At 69.3% G+C, this 15,683-nt stretch carries 15 protein-coding genes; all 15 read right to left on the reverse strand.

The annotated features are described in order from the left end of the window. Nucleotides 1-136: 136 nt before the first annotated feature. The gene (locus PS467_RS09335; RefSeq protein ID WP_311034871.1) at nucleotides 137-853 is read right to left on the reverse strand and encodes a DUF317 domain-containing protein; all 717 of its coding nucleotides are present in this window, start codon (nucleotides 851-853) and stop codon (nucleotides 137-139) included. Nucleotides 854-943: 90 nt separating this feature from the next. Beyond that, nucleotides 944-1,654: an SPDY domain-containing protein gene (locus PS467_RS09340; RefSeq protein ID WP_311034872.1), complete on the reverse strand. Its 711-nt coding sequence runs from the start codon at nucleotides 1,652-1,654 to the stop codon at nucleotides 944-946. Between the two features lie 547 nt (nucleotides 1,655-2,201). Then, complete coding sequence (locus PS467_RS09345) at nucleotides 2,202-4,010, reverse strand: VWA domain-containing protein (RefSeq protein ID WP_311034873.1); 1,809 nt, start codon at nucleotides 4,008-4,010, stop codon at nucleotides 2,202-2,204. 86 nt (nucleotides 4,011-4,096) lie between these two features. Next, nucleotides 4,097-5,161: an AAA family ATPase gene (locus PS467_RS09350; RefSeq protein ID WP_311039798.1), complete on the reverse strand. Its 1,065-nt coding sequence runs from the start codon at nucleotides 5,159-5,161 to the stop codon at nucleotides 4,097-4,099. 452 nt (nucleotides 5,162-5,613) lie between these two features. Continuing rightward, nucleotides 5,614-5,784 carry a hypothetical protein gene (locus tag PS467_RS09355; RefSeq protein ID WP_311034874.1) on the reverse strand — a complete coding sequence of 57 codons (171 nt, stop codon included), beginning with the start codon at nucleotides 5,782-5,784 and terminating at the stop codon, nucleotides 5,614-5,616. A 309-nt stretch (nucleotides 5,785-6,093) separates the two neighbouring features. Then, nucleotides 6,094-8,805 carry an AfsR/SARP family transcriptional regulator gene (locus PS467_RS09360; RefSeq protein ID WP_311034875.1) on the reverse strand — a complete coding sequence of 904 codons (2,712 nt, stop codon included), beginning with the start codon at nucleotides 8,803-8,805 and terminating at the stop codon, nucleotides 6,094-6,096. A 35-nt stretch (nucleotides 8,806-8,840) separates the two neighbouring features. Then, nucleotides 8,841-9,290: a pilus assembly protein TadG-related protein gene (locus PS467_RS09365; protein WP_311034876.1), complete on the reverse strand. Its 450-nt coding sequence runs from the start codon at nucleotides 9,288-9,290 to the stop codon at nucleotides 8,841-8,843. Beyond that, nucleotides 9,287-9,721 carry a TadE/TadG family type IV pilus assembly protein gene (locus PS467_RS09370; RefSeq protein WP_311034877.1) on the reverse strand — a complete coding sequence of 145 codons (435 nt, stop codon included), beginning with the start codon at nucleotides 9,719-9,721 and terminating at the stop codon, nucleotides 9,287-9,289. Before PS467_RS09370 ends, PS467_RS09365 begins: the two co-directional genes overlap by 4 nt. Then, nucleotides 9,718-10,125, reverse strand: coding sequence for a TadE family protein (locus PS467_RS09375; protein WP_311039799.1), 408 nt, complete (start codon nucleotides 10,123-10,125; stop codon nucleotides 9,718-9,720). Before PS467_RS09375 ends, PS467_RS09370 begins: the two co-directional genes overlap by 4 nt. A 12-nt stretch (nucleotides 10,126-10,137) precedes the next feature. Next, nucleotides 10,138-10,335 (reverse strand): hypothetical protein, encoded by a 198-nt coding sequence (locus PS467_RS09380; RefSeq protein ID WP_311034878.1) that lies wholly within the window; start codon nucleotides 10,333-10,335, stop codon nucleotides 10,138-10,140. A gap of 50 nt (nucleotides 10,336-10,385) precedes the next feature. Then, the gene (locus PS467_RS09385; protein WP_311034879.1) at nucleotides 10,386-11,285 is read right to left on the reverse strand and encodes a type II secretion system F family protein; all 900 of its coding nucleotides are present in this window, start codon (nucleotides 11,283-11,285) and stop codon (nucleotides 10,386-10,388) included. Beyond that, entirely contained in the window at nucleotides 11,282-12,193 is a 912-nt protein-coding gene (locus PS467_RS09390) for a type II secretion system F family protein (protein WP_311034880.1), read from the reverse strand. The genes PS467_RS09385 and PS467_RS09390 overlap by 4 nt, the downstream gene beginning before the upstream one ends. Further along, complete coding sequence (locus PS467_RS09395) at nucleotides 12,190-13,536, reverse strand: TadA family conjugal transfer-associated ATPase (RefSeq protein ID WP_311034881.1); 1,347 nt, start codon at nucleotides 13,534-13,536, stop codon at nucleotides 12,190-12,192. Before PS467_RS09395 ends, PS467_RS09390 begins: the two co-directional genes overlap by 4 nt. Continuing rightward, a complete protein-coding gene (locus PS467_RS09400) occupies nucleotides 13,533-14,378 on the reverse strand; it encodes a MinD/ParA family ATP-binding protein (RefSeq protein WP_311034882.1) in 846 nt (281 codons plus the stop codon). Before PS467_RS09400 ends, PS467_RS09395 begins: the two co-directional genes overlap by 4 nt. Continuing rightward, nucleotides 14,375-14,932 (reverse strand): SAF domain-containing protein, encoded by a 558-nt coding sequence (locus PS467_RS09405; RefSeq protein ID WP_311034883.1) that lies wholly within the window; start codon nucleotides 14,930-14,932, stop codon nucleotides 14,375-14,377. Before PS467_RS09405 ends, PS467_RS09400 begins: the two co-directional genes overlap by 4 nt. Nucleotides 14,933-15,683: the final 751 nt, after the last annotated feature.

Raw genomic sequence — 15,683 nt, forward strand, 5'->3', positions numbered from 1 at the left:
CGATGTGCTCCTTGTCTGCGGTGGTAGGGGCCCGGTACCGGTGCCGTCCCTGGGGTTGTGAGGCGGCACGGCACCGGCCGGGGAGTAGTACGGCGCCGTCGGGGGCGTGAGTGCGGGCGTTGGGGCCCTTGGGCGGTCAGGCGGGGTGGGGGATGGTGAGTGCGCCGGTGTCGGGGGCGGGTGGGGTGCGGCGTGGGACGGGGGTGGGGTCGGTGATGGCCCGGCAGAGGGCGGCGATCAGGTGGGTGGGGGTGTGGGGGCAGGCGAGGGCGAGCCACAGCGCGGTGGCGTCGGTTGCGCGGCGGGCAGCGCACAGCCAGTTCGCCGCGCCTCGGTGGCTTGTGTCCGGGAAGCGTGGGGTGACGACGACTGCCTGCTGGTGGGGCCCGTACCAGGCGGTTTCGCCGTTCCCGGGTCGGCGTGTCCATCCGGCTGCCGCCAGCGGGGCCGTCGCGGGTTCGGGTGAGGTGGCTGGCTGGAGGTAATGCGGGCCGGTGCCCGGGGCGGGGGTGTTGTCGGCGAGGGCGGCGGCAAAGGCGGCGATGAACTCGGGCGGGGTGTCCCGGCAGAACCACGCCGTCCAGGCCGTGCGTCCACCGTGCACCTGGCTGGCGGTGAACTCCCAGGTCATCAGCGGTTGCCCTGGGTGCCGTGGGTCGGCGTCTTCGGCGAGGTGGCGCGCCTGGCGCAGGCCGCCGGGGTCTGTGTAGTCGGTGTGGTCGGGTGTGTGTTCGGTATGCCATCCGGCGGCTTGCAGGACGTGAGCGGCGGCGGTGGTGGCGTCGGGGTCTGGGCCCGCGAGGTAGCGGGGCACGATCAGATACGGCTGCCTGCTTCGGGGGTGGTGTGTCACGGTTGGCTCCGCGTGTTCGGGGTTTGGCCGGGTGGGTGGGGTGCTGCCCCGGCCCGGGGTGTGCGGGGCGGCACCCTGTCTGCGGGGCGCTCAGCCGCGGTCGAGCAGGCGGTGGGTCTGGGGCGGGAGGGTGTGCTCGGTGTGCCACAGCAGCTGCGGGTATGCCAGGGCTGTGGCGAAGGCGGTGACTAGATGGGCCGGGGTGTCGGTGTGGAATTCGGCCCACCACAGCGCCTCGCCGCCGTCGCTGGTCCGGACTTCGACCTGCCATGCCTCCTCGCGGGCCTGGTCCCGGGCGGGGCCCGGGCGCGGCGGGGTGTGGGTGACCTCGGCGAGTAGATCCGGTGCCAGGGCACGGGCCCCGAATTCGCTGATGCTGTGCTGCCATCCGGCTTCGGTCAGGGGGCGCCAGACGGTGTCCGGGGGGCCGCTGTAGCGGAGGAAGGGCGGGCGGTCACCGCCCGTTTCGACGTCGGTGGCCAGCGCGGTGGTGAGGGCGGCGATGATCTCGGATGGGGTGCAATCGCTCATCGCCGCCCGCCACAGGGCCGGGGCGTCGCGGTGGGGGCGGGCCTCGATGTGCCACAGGCCGATGGGTTCGACCAGCTCGCAGTATTTCGGAATGAACCCGATGTGCAGGCGGCCCTGGTCGCCGAAGGCGTGGTAATTGCCCCACTCGTCCGTCCGCTTGTGCCACTTAGGGCCGGTCAGCGGGGCGAAGACGGCGTCGGCGCACCCGTCGCTGGCGGCCAGATAGCGGGGGTGTACCGGAATACGGGCACCGGGGGTGGGGTGAGTCATGATGCGGGCTCCTTCCTGTAGGAATAGAGAATTCGGGTGTGGTTCTTTGACACAGCACTGGCGCGGGCCGTGGCCGTGGCGGGCGCAGTCTGGGTGAACGCCTCGTGTGCCGCGTCTCGACGGGGTAGGTGTGTGCCCGGGGGTGCCGGATCGGCGGGCCGGAATTCGACTGCAAGTTGCACTTCGTTTTAGACAAAGGCGCCCTACGGTCGGATTCAATGGAGTGATTCGGCAATTGGCTTCCCGGGTTTTCTGGGGAATGCGACCACCATAGCTCGACCTATGGAACTAGCAAGTCCGAAATGGGGGCTCTGAATTGCTGGAATTCCGGGGGTTTCGCGACGGGAATGAAGGCTTATGGGTGGGCGTGCGACGCAATGCGTCGAGCATCGCCTGGTGTACGACGCTTCCCCCGGTCGATGGGAACCGGCTGTGCGTGTTTCGGGTATGCGACCGAATCGTGGTTCCCGGGCCCCGGCCCGGTGCTGGGCCGGGGCGGCGGTGTGGGTGGGTTGCCTTGTGGCGCGTTGGCGTCGGCTGGTTGAGGTTATCGGGCGGTGGTGAGGGCTGCGGTTGCGGCTTTGGCGATCGCGGCAGTTGCGTGGGCCGGGTCGGTCAGCTCCAGCAGGGTGGTGCCGGGCAGTGGGCGGGGATCGGGGGCGAACGCGAGCCACAGCACCCCGCACCCGGCCTTGTTCAGGGCGTTGACGCGCGCGCTGGCCTGGGCGGCTTCGGTACGTGCGTAGTAGCCATCGGAGGCGATCACCAGCAGGCGGCCCGCACCCGGTTGTGTCAGGGCCAGCCCGGCGGACAGGGCGTCGATGGCCTCGGCGAGGCAGTGGCCACCACCGCGTGCCGTGAACCGGGTGACCTGTGTGGGGGTGCGGCCGGGGGCGATGATGGCGGTCAGGGACCGGTTGTAGGCCACGGTCGCGGTGCGCGAGTCGGGGTCGGTCAGTGCGGTGGCCTTGGCGAGGATCCAGGCGGCCGAGGAAATCGGACCGGCAGCATCCCCCATCGACGCGGATACGTCCACAGCAATGCCCACCCGCAGCGGTGGAGTTGGGCTGGGCCGGTGTTCGGTACGCACCCAGGGTGTGGCGGTCGGGGTGGCGCCTGCGGCCCTTTGAGCGTCCCGGGCCAGCGCCTGGCGCATGTTGAGGCGACCGGGCGGGGCGGCCGAGGCGGTCACGGTGGTGACGCGTTCCCGGTAGGCGGCGGCCCGCAGCGCCCTGGCCAGTTGCCCTGCGGCCGATTTCTCTGGCCCGGTGGGTAGCCGGGTGCCGGTCACCGGCGACCGACCGGGGCCTCCTTCGGACTCAGCGGGGGTGAACGGACGTGCTGCCCGTGCGAATACGCGGTCCGCCGTCTGGGCGGCTTGGCGTGCGTGGGCCGCGTCGGTGGCCTTCGCCCGGGCCCGGGCGGCTCGCGCGGCTGCGGCTTGGGCCTGGACTGCGGCCTGGGCAGCTTCGTTTGCCTGAACCCGTTCCACAACCTTGCCGATCGCCTCGGCCAGGTCGCCTGGCCGTCCGCTGCCTGCGGGTTCCGCCCCTGCGGGTTCGGTGCCGAGCGCCTGGCACCAGGCCCGTGCGTGCTCGAGCATTCCGGGCCCGTCGTCGTCACCGGTGGTGTGTGCGGCCGTCCAGATGGCCGTGAGTGTGTTCAGGAGGTCAGGGCCGACGATGCCGGTCACGGTCTGTTCCAGCGGTTCGGTCTCGTCGGGGTCGAGGATGCCCGCGTCGCGGCGGGCGAGGATGAGACCGGCCGCGTAGGCGGCCTGCCACCGGTCGCTAGGGGTGTGGGCGTTGATGTCCGCCATGATCAGGGTGCGGGCACAGGCTCTCAGGAACCGGCGGTCGGCGGGACGCCGGACAAGGTGTGCCCCTTCAATGCGCGACTCTTCCAAGAGTGCCGCTGCGGAGTCCAGGGCCGTACCGCGCAGTTGGGGCGGGGTGGCCCACAGGCTGTGGGCGGCGTGTGCGGCTTCGTGGACCAGCGCGCCCCAGGCCACCGGATAGCGTTCCTCGTCTCCGGGCCGTCTCGGGTTGATGGTGGCCGCCTTCAGGGGGGTGAAGAGCCCGGCGTCGATTTCCAGGGTCGCCGTGGCGGGGTAGAAGGCGGCCGGGGCGCCGGAGCGGGTGCCATGCTCGCAGGTGACGAGCACGTCCTCCCGCCCGGCAAGTTCCGGCAACCGGTGCGTCAGGGCGGCGGAGATCCGCAGCCACTGACTGGCCTGGTGCGCGGGACTCGGCTCGAAGAGCGGCCCGCCGTCGTCCTCCCACCGCGCCTGGGCCCATGCAGACTCGGACACGGCGGGCGGCTGGTGCTGTACATGGGCCTGGGTCTGGGCAGGCATGGCGGATCGGTCCCTTCCTCAAGATGTCGTGGGTGTCGGCCGATGGCCGGAGGCGGCGTGCTCGGGCAGCCGGGCGGGAAGTGGCGTCAGAGTTGGCGGCCGAGGGCCAGGGCGGTGACGGGCCTGCCCAGGGCCTTGGTGACGATCTCAGCGACTGTGTCGCGGTCTTCCAGAGGCGCGATGCCGACCAGGTTGGCGAATGCGGCATCGACACCCAGGACATCGGCGATCTTTTGGAAGGCGATCAGCTCCCGCAGTTGCGGGGCCCAGCCCACCTCCCCCGCCTGCTGGCTGGTGGCCAGGTGACGGGCGATCCGCACCGCCGTCCTGTTGATCTTCAAGGCGGCGGCGAGGTCGTAGTCCGAGCCCACCTGGATTTGTACCGAGAACCTGCTCGCCAGGGCTTCGGTCAGGACCGCCCCATGGACTCCAGGGTTGTGACCGGCGATCACATAGAACCCGTCGGCGGCGGTGATTGTCTCGCCTTTGTGTGCTTTGACCTGGATCTGGCGCCGCCCGTCCATCGCCGGATACAACGCTGCCAGCACCTTTGGGGAAATCAGCGTCGCGTCATCCAGCAACAGGGCCCGCCCCTCCAACATCGCCGTCACCAGCGGGCCGTAGATGAACTGGTAGCCGCCACTTGCGTCCTGGGTGTACTCGCCGACCAGGTCGCCGACCGTCGTATCGCCGTCCCCGGCAACCGTGATCAGGTCCGGGAAGGCCGCCTCGATCAGTGACGTCTTCCCAGTACCTGGCGGTCCGTAGAGCAGCACTGGCACGCTCGCCTCGCGCAGCCGCCGCAGCGCCTCGACATCGGGCAGTTTGGCCAGTGCCCTGGGGTGATAGCGCTGCCCGTTAGGCCGAGTGACCGGCTCGGGCTTCCCGCCGGGCGGCGGGGTGGCCGGTCGTGGCGCCGGAGGCGTGCCGCCTGGGCTGGGTGCCGTGGCCGCCGTGTGTTGTGCGGCCTGGGCGGTAAGGCCCGTCGCCCGGTACATACGGGGTTTCGAGCCGACCCTCTCCGCCTCGCCCCGGGCCACCAGGGTCTCGCAGGCGTTGCCGACCGCACCGCCTGAATGCCCGAGCGTGTGTGCCAGCTCCGTGACGCTGAATTGCTTGCTTGAGGGGCTTGTGGCCAGGATTTTGGCGATCCAGGCGCGCAACTCACCCGGGCGGGCCCTGCCGCTCGCCGTGGCCGCCGAAGGCGCTGGTCCTGCCGGTGCGTTCGGCACAGGCGTGGCGGGCGGGGCGGGCGAGGTCGTGGGCGGGGTGGGCGGTTGGGTGGTGCTGGTCATCACATGGCCTCTCGTTCGTTTGCGGCGCGGAACCGGGTCGGGCCGTGAAAGGTGGGCGGTGCCAACCTGGCCGACTCAAGGCCAGGCGGAATGCGCATGTCGGCATTCATGTCCACTCCTTTCCATTCACGGCCCGCCGTCTTTCGGGCGCACTCCACCCGTCATCCGTATTCGGGCGGATCCCTTTACCCGGGCATTTGTTTCCCGGGATTTCCCGGGAACACGACTAATATAGCTCGACTCGCGGGATGTTTCGGCATTAATTCAGGCTCGGAATTGCTGGAATTCTCGTGAATTCACGACGCTAGTTAATGGAAAATTGCTGGTGTACGACGCAATGCGTCGTAGGGGTAGGGATAGACGACGCTTCCCCAGGCGGCACGGCGGCGGCACAGCGGCAGCGGCGGCAGCGCGGCGGCGGCAAGCCTCTGTTGCTGCACTGGCTGAAAGCCGGCAAAGAAATGAAAAGTACGGTTCATGGGGCAGCCCGTCACGGGCCGGAGAGAGCAAGAGCCGTGCTCATGAGGCCGGGAGGCCGGGGCGGCCGGCAGGTAGATCGGGGTGCGTTGCTGTACCGATATACAGTCGCCCTCACTGGCTCCCGGCAGGCGCGCCCCGTGACCTGCGGCGATCCGGCGCGCGGGGGTGTCGCATCCAAGCCCGAGCCCCGAATCGGCCCCCGGAACGAACCCCGGATCGACGGGGGGTATACCAGCGAGCCACTCGGCGGATACCGGTGGCCACGGGCATCGGCCGAAGGTCCCGCCGCCCGGCGCAAGAGGAGTTGGTTATCCCAGGTGGGCGGTGCGGGTGCGGATGGTGAGCAGTGCGCGGGTGGCGGGATCTGGCGCGAGGCCGAGTACTTTGAGGTTGCGTTCCAGGAGGGTGAAGGTGTTGCGGGCTGTGTCGTGTCGGCCGGCAACTTGGTGCAGGCGGATGGCGTGCTGGTAGAGCAGTTCGTGGGTGGGGCTGAGGGTGATGGCCTTCTCCAGCAGGGCGAGTGCGGCATCGGCGTCCTGCCTGGTGCCGGCGTGCTCGGCGTGGTGGGCGATGTGGGCGACAGCGTCGGCGGCCTTGCTCGCCAGGGATTCGCGGATGCTGTCGCACCAGGGGTAGTCGCCACCGTGGGCGAAGGGCCCGCGGTACAGGTCGACGGCGTGGTGGAGGGCGGTGAGGCGCGGGGGCCCGTCGGGGGCGGTTGCGGCGTGGTGGAGGGCTTCGGTGAAGGCGGCGAGGTCGGTTTCGATCAGTCCGGTGTGGAGTTTGTGCAATTCTCCGTGGAGCTGGATAAATTCCGCTTTGCTGTGTCCGGTGGCTGAGCGGAGTGCGCGTCTTACGGCGCGGCGAAGGTTTTTCAGTTCTTTGGCTGATTGGTCGGGGTCTTCGCTGAGCCGGAGATGGCGGGCGATGTCGTCGGTGATCAGTCCGGTGGGGTGGGCGGCCAGAAGGGCAAGGAATTCTCGTACTTCGCCTCGGAGTCCGAGTCCAACGGGTTCAGGGTTTCCGTGGGCGTAGAGCGTCACTGGTCCCAGGACGTTCAGGCGAACCGGCTTGTCCTGGTTTGCCTCTCGCGCTTTTACCGGCTTTACGGGCTCTGGTGGGGCAGGGGGTGGGTCGTCTTCCGGGTCGTGGTCGGCGTCCTCGGCTGGGTGCTGCGTAGGGTCTGCTGCTGCTCGGGCTCCTGGAAGCACGGGCGTCCGCGGGCGTTTGTCGTGCGCGGTCAGGAGCATGTCCAGGACGTCCTGGCCGGCCTGGGGGGTGAGGTGGAACAGTTGGAGGGTGCTGGCACAGTCGCCGGCGCCTGTCTGCTGGTTGACGGTGCCGTCTGCTTCGATGCGCCAGGCGGCGGTGCCGGGCAGGTCGCCGAGGGCCAGGACGATGAGGGCGCCGTGCGGTTCTCGGCTGGCCAGTGTCGCGAGATAGCTGCTCTGCGCGGTGTTCGGCTCACTGAGGAGGACGAGGGTGCCTGGGCCGGAGGGCTCGCCCGAGCCGTCGGTTGTCGCTGGAAGCGGGCCGTGCTCCGCCTCCTGCGTGTCTTGGTGATGGCGGGCGTGTGCGAGGAGGTGTGCTTCCGCGCGGCGGATTGCTTCGTTCAGGTCCTCGGCCGAGGCGAGGGCGCTGAAGTGCGGTGGCGTCCCTGGCAGGAGCCGGTCGGTGAGGTTTTGGGTGAGAAGTCCCCGGACGCGTGGTGTTCGGGGCCGGAGGCGTTCAGCGGCGGTGAGGATGCCGATCATCAGTGCGCGGGCGGCTGCCTCGGCTCCGGGTCCGGTCCATGCGCATCCTCCTGCCAAGGCGTCCAGGGAGATCTCGGATGCGTTGGCGGTGCCGATGGTCACCGTGGAGGCGGGCTGGGGAGGTTGGGGTGGTGTGCGGCGTGTGATGAGCCTGTCCGGGTCGGCGGCGGTAGATCTGGGCAGCGCGGCCTCGCGGGCGGCCATGACGGCTTTTTCGATCACTGGGCTGAGTGGCGGGGGCTGTGCGTCGAGGCTATGGCGGCGGGATCGGTGCTGGTAGAAGCGGAAGAAGCGCAGGGCCGCCAGGAGGCCGGCCGCAGTGGTGATGCCGATCATGCTCGCGGGGCCGACGCTGATCGCGGCGGGTCCTGGCCGCGTGTGGTTCGTGGTGTGGTCGCGAGTGGCTCGGCTGGCGGTGTCATGCTCCGCGCGGTGTCCAGGTGTCGGATCTGCGGGCAGCGGGGCGGTCGGTGTGGGCGGGCTGGAGGGCTGCGCTGGTGTGGGGTGGGGTGTGGGTAGGAGTGGGTTTGGTGATGGGGTGGTGGGGATGGTGAGTTGCCAGCCAGGGGTGAGCTGGTCTGGGTCAGTCAGCCGCTGGCCGTCGGCCTGGATGCGTGTCTTGTTCAGGGCGTAGATGCGCGGCCACTTCAGGGGATCGTCCAGGTGGGTCTCGGCGATGTCCCACAGGGTGTCGCCGTGCGCCACGGTGTACTCCACGCCGCGCGCCTGAGTGCTTCGTGCTGTTCTTGTGGTGTGGGGTTCGTCTTTCGTCGACCCTGCGTGGGCGGGAGCTGTCGCGGTGATATGGGCGTGCCCTCCGTCTGCGGGTGTGTGCTGATGCGCGTTCGCGGCAGGGGGGCGCCAGAGACTGATGACGGCGAGGGCGAGTGTGCCGATGCACAAGGCCGCCAGAGCGCGCTGTACCGGCAGTGTCTCCAGATGGGCCTTGTGCGCGGTGCGGTCACGCAGCAGGTGCGGAAGGTGCAGCGCGTACCAGGCGGCTTCCGTGAGCAGGGACCATGCGAAGGCAGTCCAGCACACCCAGCCCACCATCGCCAGTAAGTCGACCATCAGGGGGTCGGTGACCGGCTGCATGAGCCATGCGCTGAGGTCGTGCCAGGAGCCGACGCGGTCGGGCCAAGGCACGCCGGTCGCGTGCCAGAGGACGTAGGGCATGCCGGCCAGCAGGGCAAGGGTGACGACGCCGGTGGCGGTGGCTACGAGGAGGGCCTCCAGCCTCGCTTTCGGTGAGGATCGGTAGGCCATACGCGGGTTCGCCCCTCTTTGCTGTGGCGGGTGCGCTACGGGTTGGCGCGTTCGGCGCGCACGGTGGCATGGGCTGTGACGGTCAGAGCGCGAATGCCGACCAGCTGCAGGATGTGAGCGGGCTGGCGGTGAGTGACCTTCACGGTGACCTCATCGCCACGCACCTTCGCCTGGCCAACGTCGCCGGTGGCGGTGACGTATGCGGTAGCGGTCCGGGCCGCCTTGCCGGTCAGGAGCCGGACGTCCTGGGTGCTGCGGAGTCGGCCGATGTCCAGTTGCTGGGCGCCGGCGCGGGCCGCCTCCTGCGCCACGTCCAGGGCTCGTGCCTTGCCGGCCAAGGCCAATCCACCGTCGACGACGATTCCCGTGAACAGCCACAGTGCTGCCGCCACGCCGACGACGAATGCGGTGACCTGTCCGCGGTCTCCCTTCTTGGTCGCCTCCGCGCACAAGAGTGTCAGGTGCGGGTGCGTGGGAGATTTCACGGTGCGCTCCGGTGAACGTCGACTGGCGAATAGGCGGTGTCCTGGAGGGTCATCCGGCCGGGCATGCCGGTATGGGTGAGGTCCCCCAGGGCGACGGTGCAAGTGACTTTCACGGTGGCAGTGGTGCCTGGCTTAAGTCCGCTCGTGGTGAGGGCGACCGCGGGGCGTGAGCATGTGGCGCCTGCTTGGTGGAGTGCGGCGTGGACGGTGCTGCGGGCGCTGGTGCGGGCTTCGGTTTCGGTGCGGGCGATGGAGGCTGCGCGGGCGGCCTGGTGAGCGGCGTCCGCAACGACGAGCCGGGCGTCTGCCAGCCGTCCCAACGCGACGACGGTCATCAAGATGAGCACGAGGAGTGGGGTGAGCAGGACGAGCTCCACGGCGGCCGAGCCGCCATCCGTCGGGGTCGGGGCGGTGCCTGTTCCCTTGCTCACGAGTGTTCTCCGGCCGGGAGCGTGATCCGTTCGACGGCTCCGGAGGCTGTCCCGCTCGCGGTCAGACGCAGGCCCGGCAGAACGGGCATCACCTTTCCCTGGACGCGCACGGTGGCCTGGGTGGAGGTACGGCGGACCGTGACGGAGGGGGAGGTGAGGACGTGGGTGCCGAGCTGGGACAGGCTGCGTAGGGCTTGCGTTTGGCCGGCCGCGGCGCTGCCGTGCTGGACCCGGGCGGCGGCCAGGGCCCGTTCGGCTGTGTATTGAGCGATGTGGCGGGCGTGCCAGGCCAGCGCGAACTGAACGACCAGTATCGCGAGGACCAGGAGCGTGGGGACGACGATGACCAGTTGTGTGGTGGCTGCGCCGCGGTCGGCGTGGACTTCTCGTAGTCGGTGCGGCAAGTGGTTCACCGGTTACCCCAGGTCGATGGAGTTGGCCTTCCCGAGGACCTTGGCGGCGATGATGCCGACCGTGGTGAGGGCGAGGATGGCCAGCAGCGCGGTGACGATGACGGTTTCGGTGGAGTAGCCTGCGTCGTCGCGAGCGCGGCGGCGTACGAGGTCGGCGTGGTCGCGCAGGACGGCGAGTGCCTGCAGGATCGGGTGCGGCATAGAGATCGTGCTCCGGTTTGGTGGCGATAGCGGCCATGGGGGCATGGTGGTCAGGTCATGGCGAGGACGTGCGCGAGGGCTGGGTAGCCGATGAGGAGCAGGAAAGCAGCGAAGAGGAGCACCACGGGCAGGGACATCTGTTCGGTGGCCGCTTGAGCTGCTCCGTCGGCTTCTGACAGGCGGCGGCGCCGCATGGCGCGGGCCTTCGCGGCGAGTGAGGCGCGTACTTTGGCGCCTTCGGTGCCGGCCAGGTTGAGCGTGGCGGCGAGTTCCGTCAGGTCGCTGACGCCCAGGTGCTGTCCGAGGTCTCCCAGGTGCTGCCAGGGGCTGGTCCGGGTGAGCTGGGCGACGTGCAGGGCGTGGCGGAGTTTGGATGCGGCCCAGCCGCGGGGGCCCTGGACGGCGTCGGCCAGGGCCTGCTGGATACCGGCCCCGCTGGCCAAAGCAATCACAGTCAGGTCGAGGATCAAGGTGAGCGTGTGCCGCATCTGGTCTCGACGTTCGGCTGCCTGCTTACGGACGGTGAGGTCCGGGAGGAAGAACAGCACGACAGCAAGGACGAGGGAGCCGGACAGCGGCATCCACCAGCCAGTGTCGATGCCCGCGCCGAAGCGGACCAGGGCCAGCGCGATCCAGGGTGTCAGCAGTCCCGCAGCGGCACAGGTTGCTTTGCCAGCCAGGTGTTTTTCCACATCCGTCCCGCAGACGACGAGGTCTGCGCGGAGGGTCGCGGTAGGGAAGCCGAGGGCCCGCACCAGGGGCACGGCTCTGCGGCCCAGGCGCGTTGCCCATTCCGTGTCCTCGTGCGGTGCGCCCGTCTCGGCCGGGGTTCCGGGCGTGCCGTCGAGGGAGGCAATCACGTCGGCGAGCGCGGGCCGAGGTGGGCGCAGTCCGTAAGCGAGGGCGACCAGTCCGGCGCCGAATGCGGCACCCAGCACGATGGTAATCACCGTGTCCTCCCCGCAGAGGTTGGCGCCTCGGCGAGGCTGTGGCCGATGAGGCGTACCGGTTCGTGGAGACGCCCGATGGCGGTTAGCCAGGCGAAGGAGGCGGCGAACAGAGCGCCGACCACTGCCAGGACCAGCTGGCCTGTGAGGGTATCGAAGGGGTCCAGATAGGGCCGGTTGAAGACGGTCAGGCCGACGGCCATGCCGAGGGTGACGGTCACAGTGACCCTGACGCCGGTGCGGATGCTGACGCGGCCGGCGTCGATGCGCTGGCGCATGGCTACCTGTTCGCGGACCGAATCGGCCAGTTCCCCCAGGAGCGCGGCGAGTTGGCTGGCCTGGCGTTCGGCGGCCGTCACCAAGGCGGCGACCACGATGTCGGCGAGCGGGTCATCCACCTCATCGGCGAAGGTCCGCAAGGCGACGGGCAGCGGCTGGGGGGATCGGATCGATGCGGCCAAGCAGTGCAGTTCTCGTTGCAGCGGTGCGGGAGCGATGGCGGCGGTGGTCAGGACAGCCTGTTCCAGTCCGGCAGCGGCGGAGAGAGTGTCGCGCAGCATCTCCGTCCACAGCGCGAGGGCTCCCATCCGCTCGGTCCGCGCAGCGGTGGCCCGGTCCAGTCCGAGGAGACCGGGAAGGGTGAGCAGTGCCGCGGTGGTCAGCACGGCAGCCACAGGCCATCTGGTCAACGCCCCCGTCGCCACTCCGGCTGTCAGGGCGATGGTGAGGCGGCGCCGGTTCCACCCGGACGGGAGGCGGCTGGCCATACGTTGCCGCCACCCATCGGTTCTGGCGTCGTGGGGAACGGGTCGGCGTAGCGCACCGGTAATGATCAGCAGGAGACCGGTACCGAAGAGGACACCGAGGATCGCGGCGACGACGCCCATTGCCTCACCCAGCCGCACGGTCATCGATCTGCTCCCCACCAGGTGAAGCCCGCCGCTTCGGCATCCAGCCCAGCCCCGATCAGGTCATGGAGTGTCTCGGCACGCAGGGGCGTGGCCGGGATGGCCCGGCCGTCCGGCCCGGGACGGTAGATCTCGTTCGAGACCAGCTGCGACCCGTCGGCGTCGACGACCTCGCGCACCGAGTCGATCACCCGCTTCCCCTCAGCGTCCCACCCCAGATGCACCACGAAGTGGACGGCGGACGCCACCAGCAGGTTGGTCGCCTCCAACGACAGGCGCTCCGGGGCTTGGGCGGCGTAGGCCGCGAGCTTGGTGAACACCCCGCGAGAGGTGGAAGCATGGATGGTGGACAGCGAGCCGTCGTTGCCCTGGCTCATCGCGTTGCACATCGGGATGACCTCGCTGCCGCGGATCTCGCCGACGATGACACGGTCAGGTGACATGCGCAGTCCCCAGCGCACCAGCTCCGCCTGGTCGATGGCGCCCTGTCCTTCGATATTGGGCTCCCGGGCCTGCATCGCCACCACATTGGGATGGGCCGCCGCATCAGCGTCAAGGCCGAGTTCGAAGGTGTCCTCGATGGTGATCAGCCGCTCGGTCGCCGGGATCTGGGAAGCGAAGGCACGCAGAACCGTGGTTTTCCCGACATTGGTGCCGCCGCCGATGATGATGTTCTTCCGGGCTCGTACCAGCGCCGCCAAGAAGGCCGCCATAGCCTGGTCGCACACTCCCAGGCGCACCAGGTCCTCCATGGATACGGCGGGGTACCGGTGCCGGCGTACGGACAGGGAAACGCGTCCGGTGACGGCCATCACAGCGAACAGCCGGGAGCCGTCGGGGAGCTGGAGATTCAGCCGGGGCATGCCGCGGTCGAAGCGGCGTTCCTCCCCGTCCACACTGGCGGCCAGGGTACGCACCAGCTCGATCAGTTCGGCATCCGACGCAGCGACCGGAGTCCCTCGGCGCCAGGCACCGTCTGCGGAGCGGATCCACACCACATCGCACCCGTTGACGCAGATGTTCTCGATCGATTCATCTCCCAGCAGACGCTCCAGCCTGCCGGTACCGAACAAGGCGTCCGTGACGGCCTGCGCAATGCGTTCTTCCACCGACCCATCCACGGTGCCACCGCCATGGGCCAAGGCGGCGCGGGCCCGTGCCGCCAGTTCCTCTTCCAGCAACCGTCCAACCGTGGCCCGCCGCTGGGATTCGCTCTCCGGTGGCAGTCCTGCGGCTTCTCGTTCGTCGGCGTAGTGCGCCAGGCGGCTGACCACACTCTGGCGCACCTCCGCGGCCAGCTGCCGTTCGCTCTCATCGCGCAGACCGTAGTCCGTCATCGTGCTCATGGCTGGCTCTCCTTCGTCGCACGCCCTGCCAGCCCACGCCGAAGGTTGCCGCCCGGGGCCGGCACGGCTCCCAGCCCCGCGAGGGCGCCGCTGAGCCCCTTCACCGCCACCTCGTTAGTACCACTCAACTGCCGTGCACCATCACCAGCTGCCGCCATCAACCGCAGCGCTCGCCAACCAGAGGTCCGCAACACCGAACGAACCTTCCCGCCCAACACGTCAGCCGCCTTGGTGTCCCAGGGCAGGAAGACGACCCGGCTGACGCCGAGCGTTGCGGTGATCTCCTCAGCCGCATACGGGCACGGCCCTACCACGGCCAGCACGTACCGATCCGCTCGCGGCCCGGCCCCCGTCAGATGCGCATACGCGTGTGCCAGCGCATCCGCCCCACCTCGAGCCACCAGCACCACAGCCTCTGCCGCCTCGAGCAGGTCCTCGGCTTCCTCACTGATACGGCCTACGTCCAGCACGACCGTGCCCCGGTCTCCCTCATCGCCTAGCAGTACCCGCTGCACGGACTCGGTCACTAACCGGACCGCCTCCGCGCAGGCTCTGCCGCTGGCTGGCGAAGCCACCGCGCGGACGCCAAAAGGCAGTTCCGTTGTCGCCGCGAGGAGTGACCCGGGCCGTTCCTTTCGGGCCGAGGTAGCCACATCCAGCAGACCCGGGGTATGCGGAACGCCGAACCGGACCGCCAGATCACCACCCGAGCCATCGGCCTCGACCACCACCGGCCGCACTCCCCCATCCGCCCGCACCGGCCACGCAGCCGCCAGAGCCAGCACTGTCGTGGTTACCCCGGGGGCGCCCTTGATCGACCCGACCGCGATCAACCGCCTCACGGTGCCTCCCGCCCTTCAGCAGGAAGCACCACCACACGCGGGTGCTCAATCCCTGCAGCGCGCCGCACCGCCCCTGTCTCCACGAGCATGGTCAACACTCGCACCCCACCTGGAGACTCAGCAGCCTTCGCGCCGGTCACCGTCCCCACTACCGGAGCTGCGGCCTCCCCCTCTTCACTCTCTCCAGTGACAGTCCCATCTGGACCCTCCAACACAGCCACCCGGTCACCACGCACCACCCCAGGCGATGCGCTACCCGCCTCGATAGCGAAAGCCACCTCCGACTGCCCCTTGGGGGGAAAGGCCCGCGCGCCTCCAAACTGCCCCGGTGCCAACAGTGCCCCTGCCACCAGCGGTACCTTCGCCCGCCGTCCCAGCACCCTCGCCCGATCTGCTGCCGAGACGATGCCGGTCTCAGATGCCACTTCCACCTGCCGCAGATCACCCGCATCAAGGACGTGTCCGGCCGGCACATCCCTCGCGAGCACCAGCGCCTTCTCCCGCTCCCCCACCACCGACATGAGCAACACGAAGCCGACCGCGGAGACGACCACCGTCCCCGAGCCGGCCCAGATCCATCCCGGCCTCCGCCGCACTCCGCCCGTCGCAGTCGGCGGCCGCTGCTGCGGATCAGACGATCGCGCCCCTGGCAGACCAATGCCCGCACCCCTCGAGCGCGAAGGAGACATGGAGGTACCCACAATTCACTCCAGGGAAGGAAAACTCGCTGATTGCCACAGGCCCGCTCCGCGGACCGCATCTCGTCGCGGTGTCGTCACCGCACGACGACAGCCTGAACCTCGTCGACCGCAAGCGGCCTCTCGGCGGTTATCACCAGCCCTGGCACCCGACCACTCTGTCCACCACCGTGCCACTCAACATCCCACGTCACCTGCACCGACACCGTGAACGCCCGGCCTGGCTCGCCGACAGACGACTTCCGATAGGTGTAACCACAATCAGGCGACGGCTGGTCCGGCCGCAACTTTCCCGAGTACTCGCTACCAGGTCCGGTGCACGTGACCGTGCCACCCTCGCCCATCGACCACGTCGTCTGACGCGGCCGAGCCGTTGCTGTGACCCTCAAGCCTGGCACCACCGCGGTCTCCGTCACCGGCCCCCACGTACTGTGCTCCACCCACATCCACGTGGGCACGCTCACCACTTGTATGAAATCTTCATCCGGACTCGTCCGGATCACAGGCTTCGGCAGCTGCAAACTCTCCACAGCTCGTTGGGCGACGACCGCTACCGGCACCTTCTGGTGATGCTTCCGCTTGGGTCTTTTCGGCCTTCCCTCGCCAA

This window comes from Streptomyces luomodiensis (genome assembly GCF_031679605.1).
GTDB lineage: Bacteria > Actinomycetota > Actinomycetes > Streptomycetales > Streptomycetaceae > Streptomyces > Streptomyces luomodiensis.

Excerpts from the sequence above, each read along its gene's own strand:
- PS467_RS09340 (WP_311034872.1), bottom strand. The coding sequence starts at position 1,654 with ATGACTCACCCCACCCCCGGTGCCCGTATTCCGGTACACCCCCGCTAT.
- PS467_RS09345 (WP_311034873.1), bottom strand. The coding sequence starts at position 4,010 with ATGCCTGCCCAGACCCAGGCCCATGTACAGCACCAGCCGCCCGCCGTG.
- PS467_RS09355 (WP_311034874.1), bottom strand. The coding sequence starts at position 5,784 with ATGAACCGTACTTTTCATTTCTTTGCCGGCTTTCAGCCAGTGCAGCAA.
- PS467_RS09360 (WP_311034875.1), bottom strand. The coding sequence starts at position 8,805 with ATGGCCTACCGATCCTCACCGAAAGCGAGGCTGGAGGCCCTCCTCGTA.
- PS467_RS09380 (WP_311034878.1), bottom strand. The coding sequence starts at position 10,335 with ATGCCGCACCCGATCCTGCAGGCACTCGCCGTCCTGCGCGACCACGCC.
- PS467_RS09390 (WP_311034880.1), bottom strand. The coding sequence starts at position 12,193 with ATGACCGTGCGGCTGGGTGAGGCAATGGGCGTCGTCGCCGCGATCCTC.
- PS467_RS09395 (WP_311034881.1), bottom strand. The coding sequence starts at position 13,536 with ATGAGCACGATGACGGACTACGGTCTGCGCGATGAGAGCGAACGGCAG.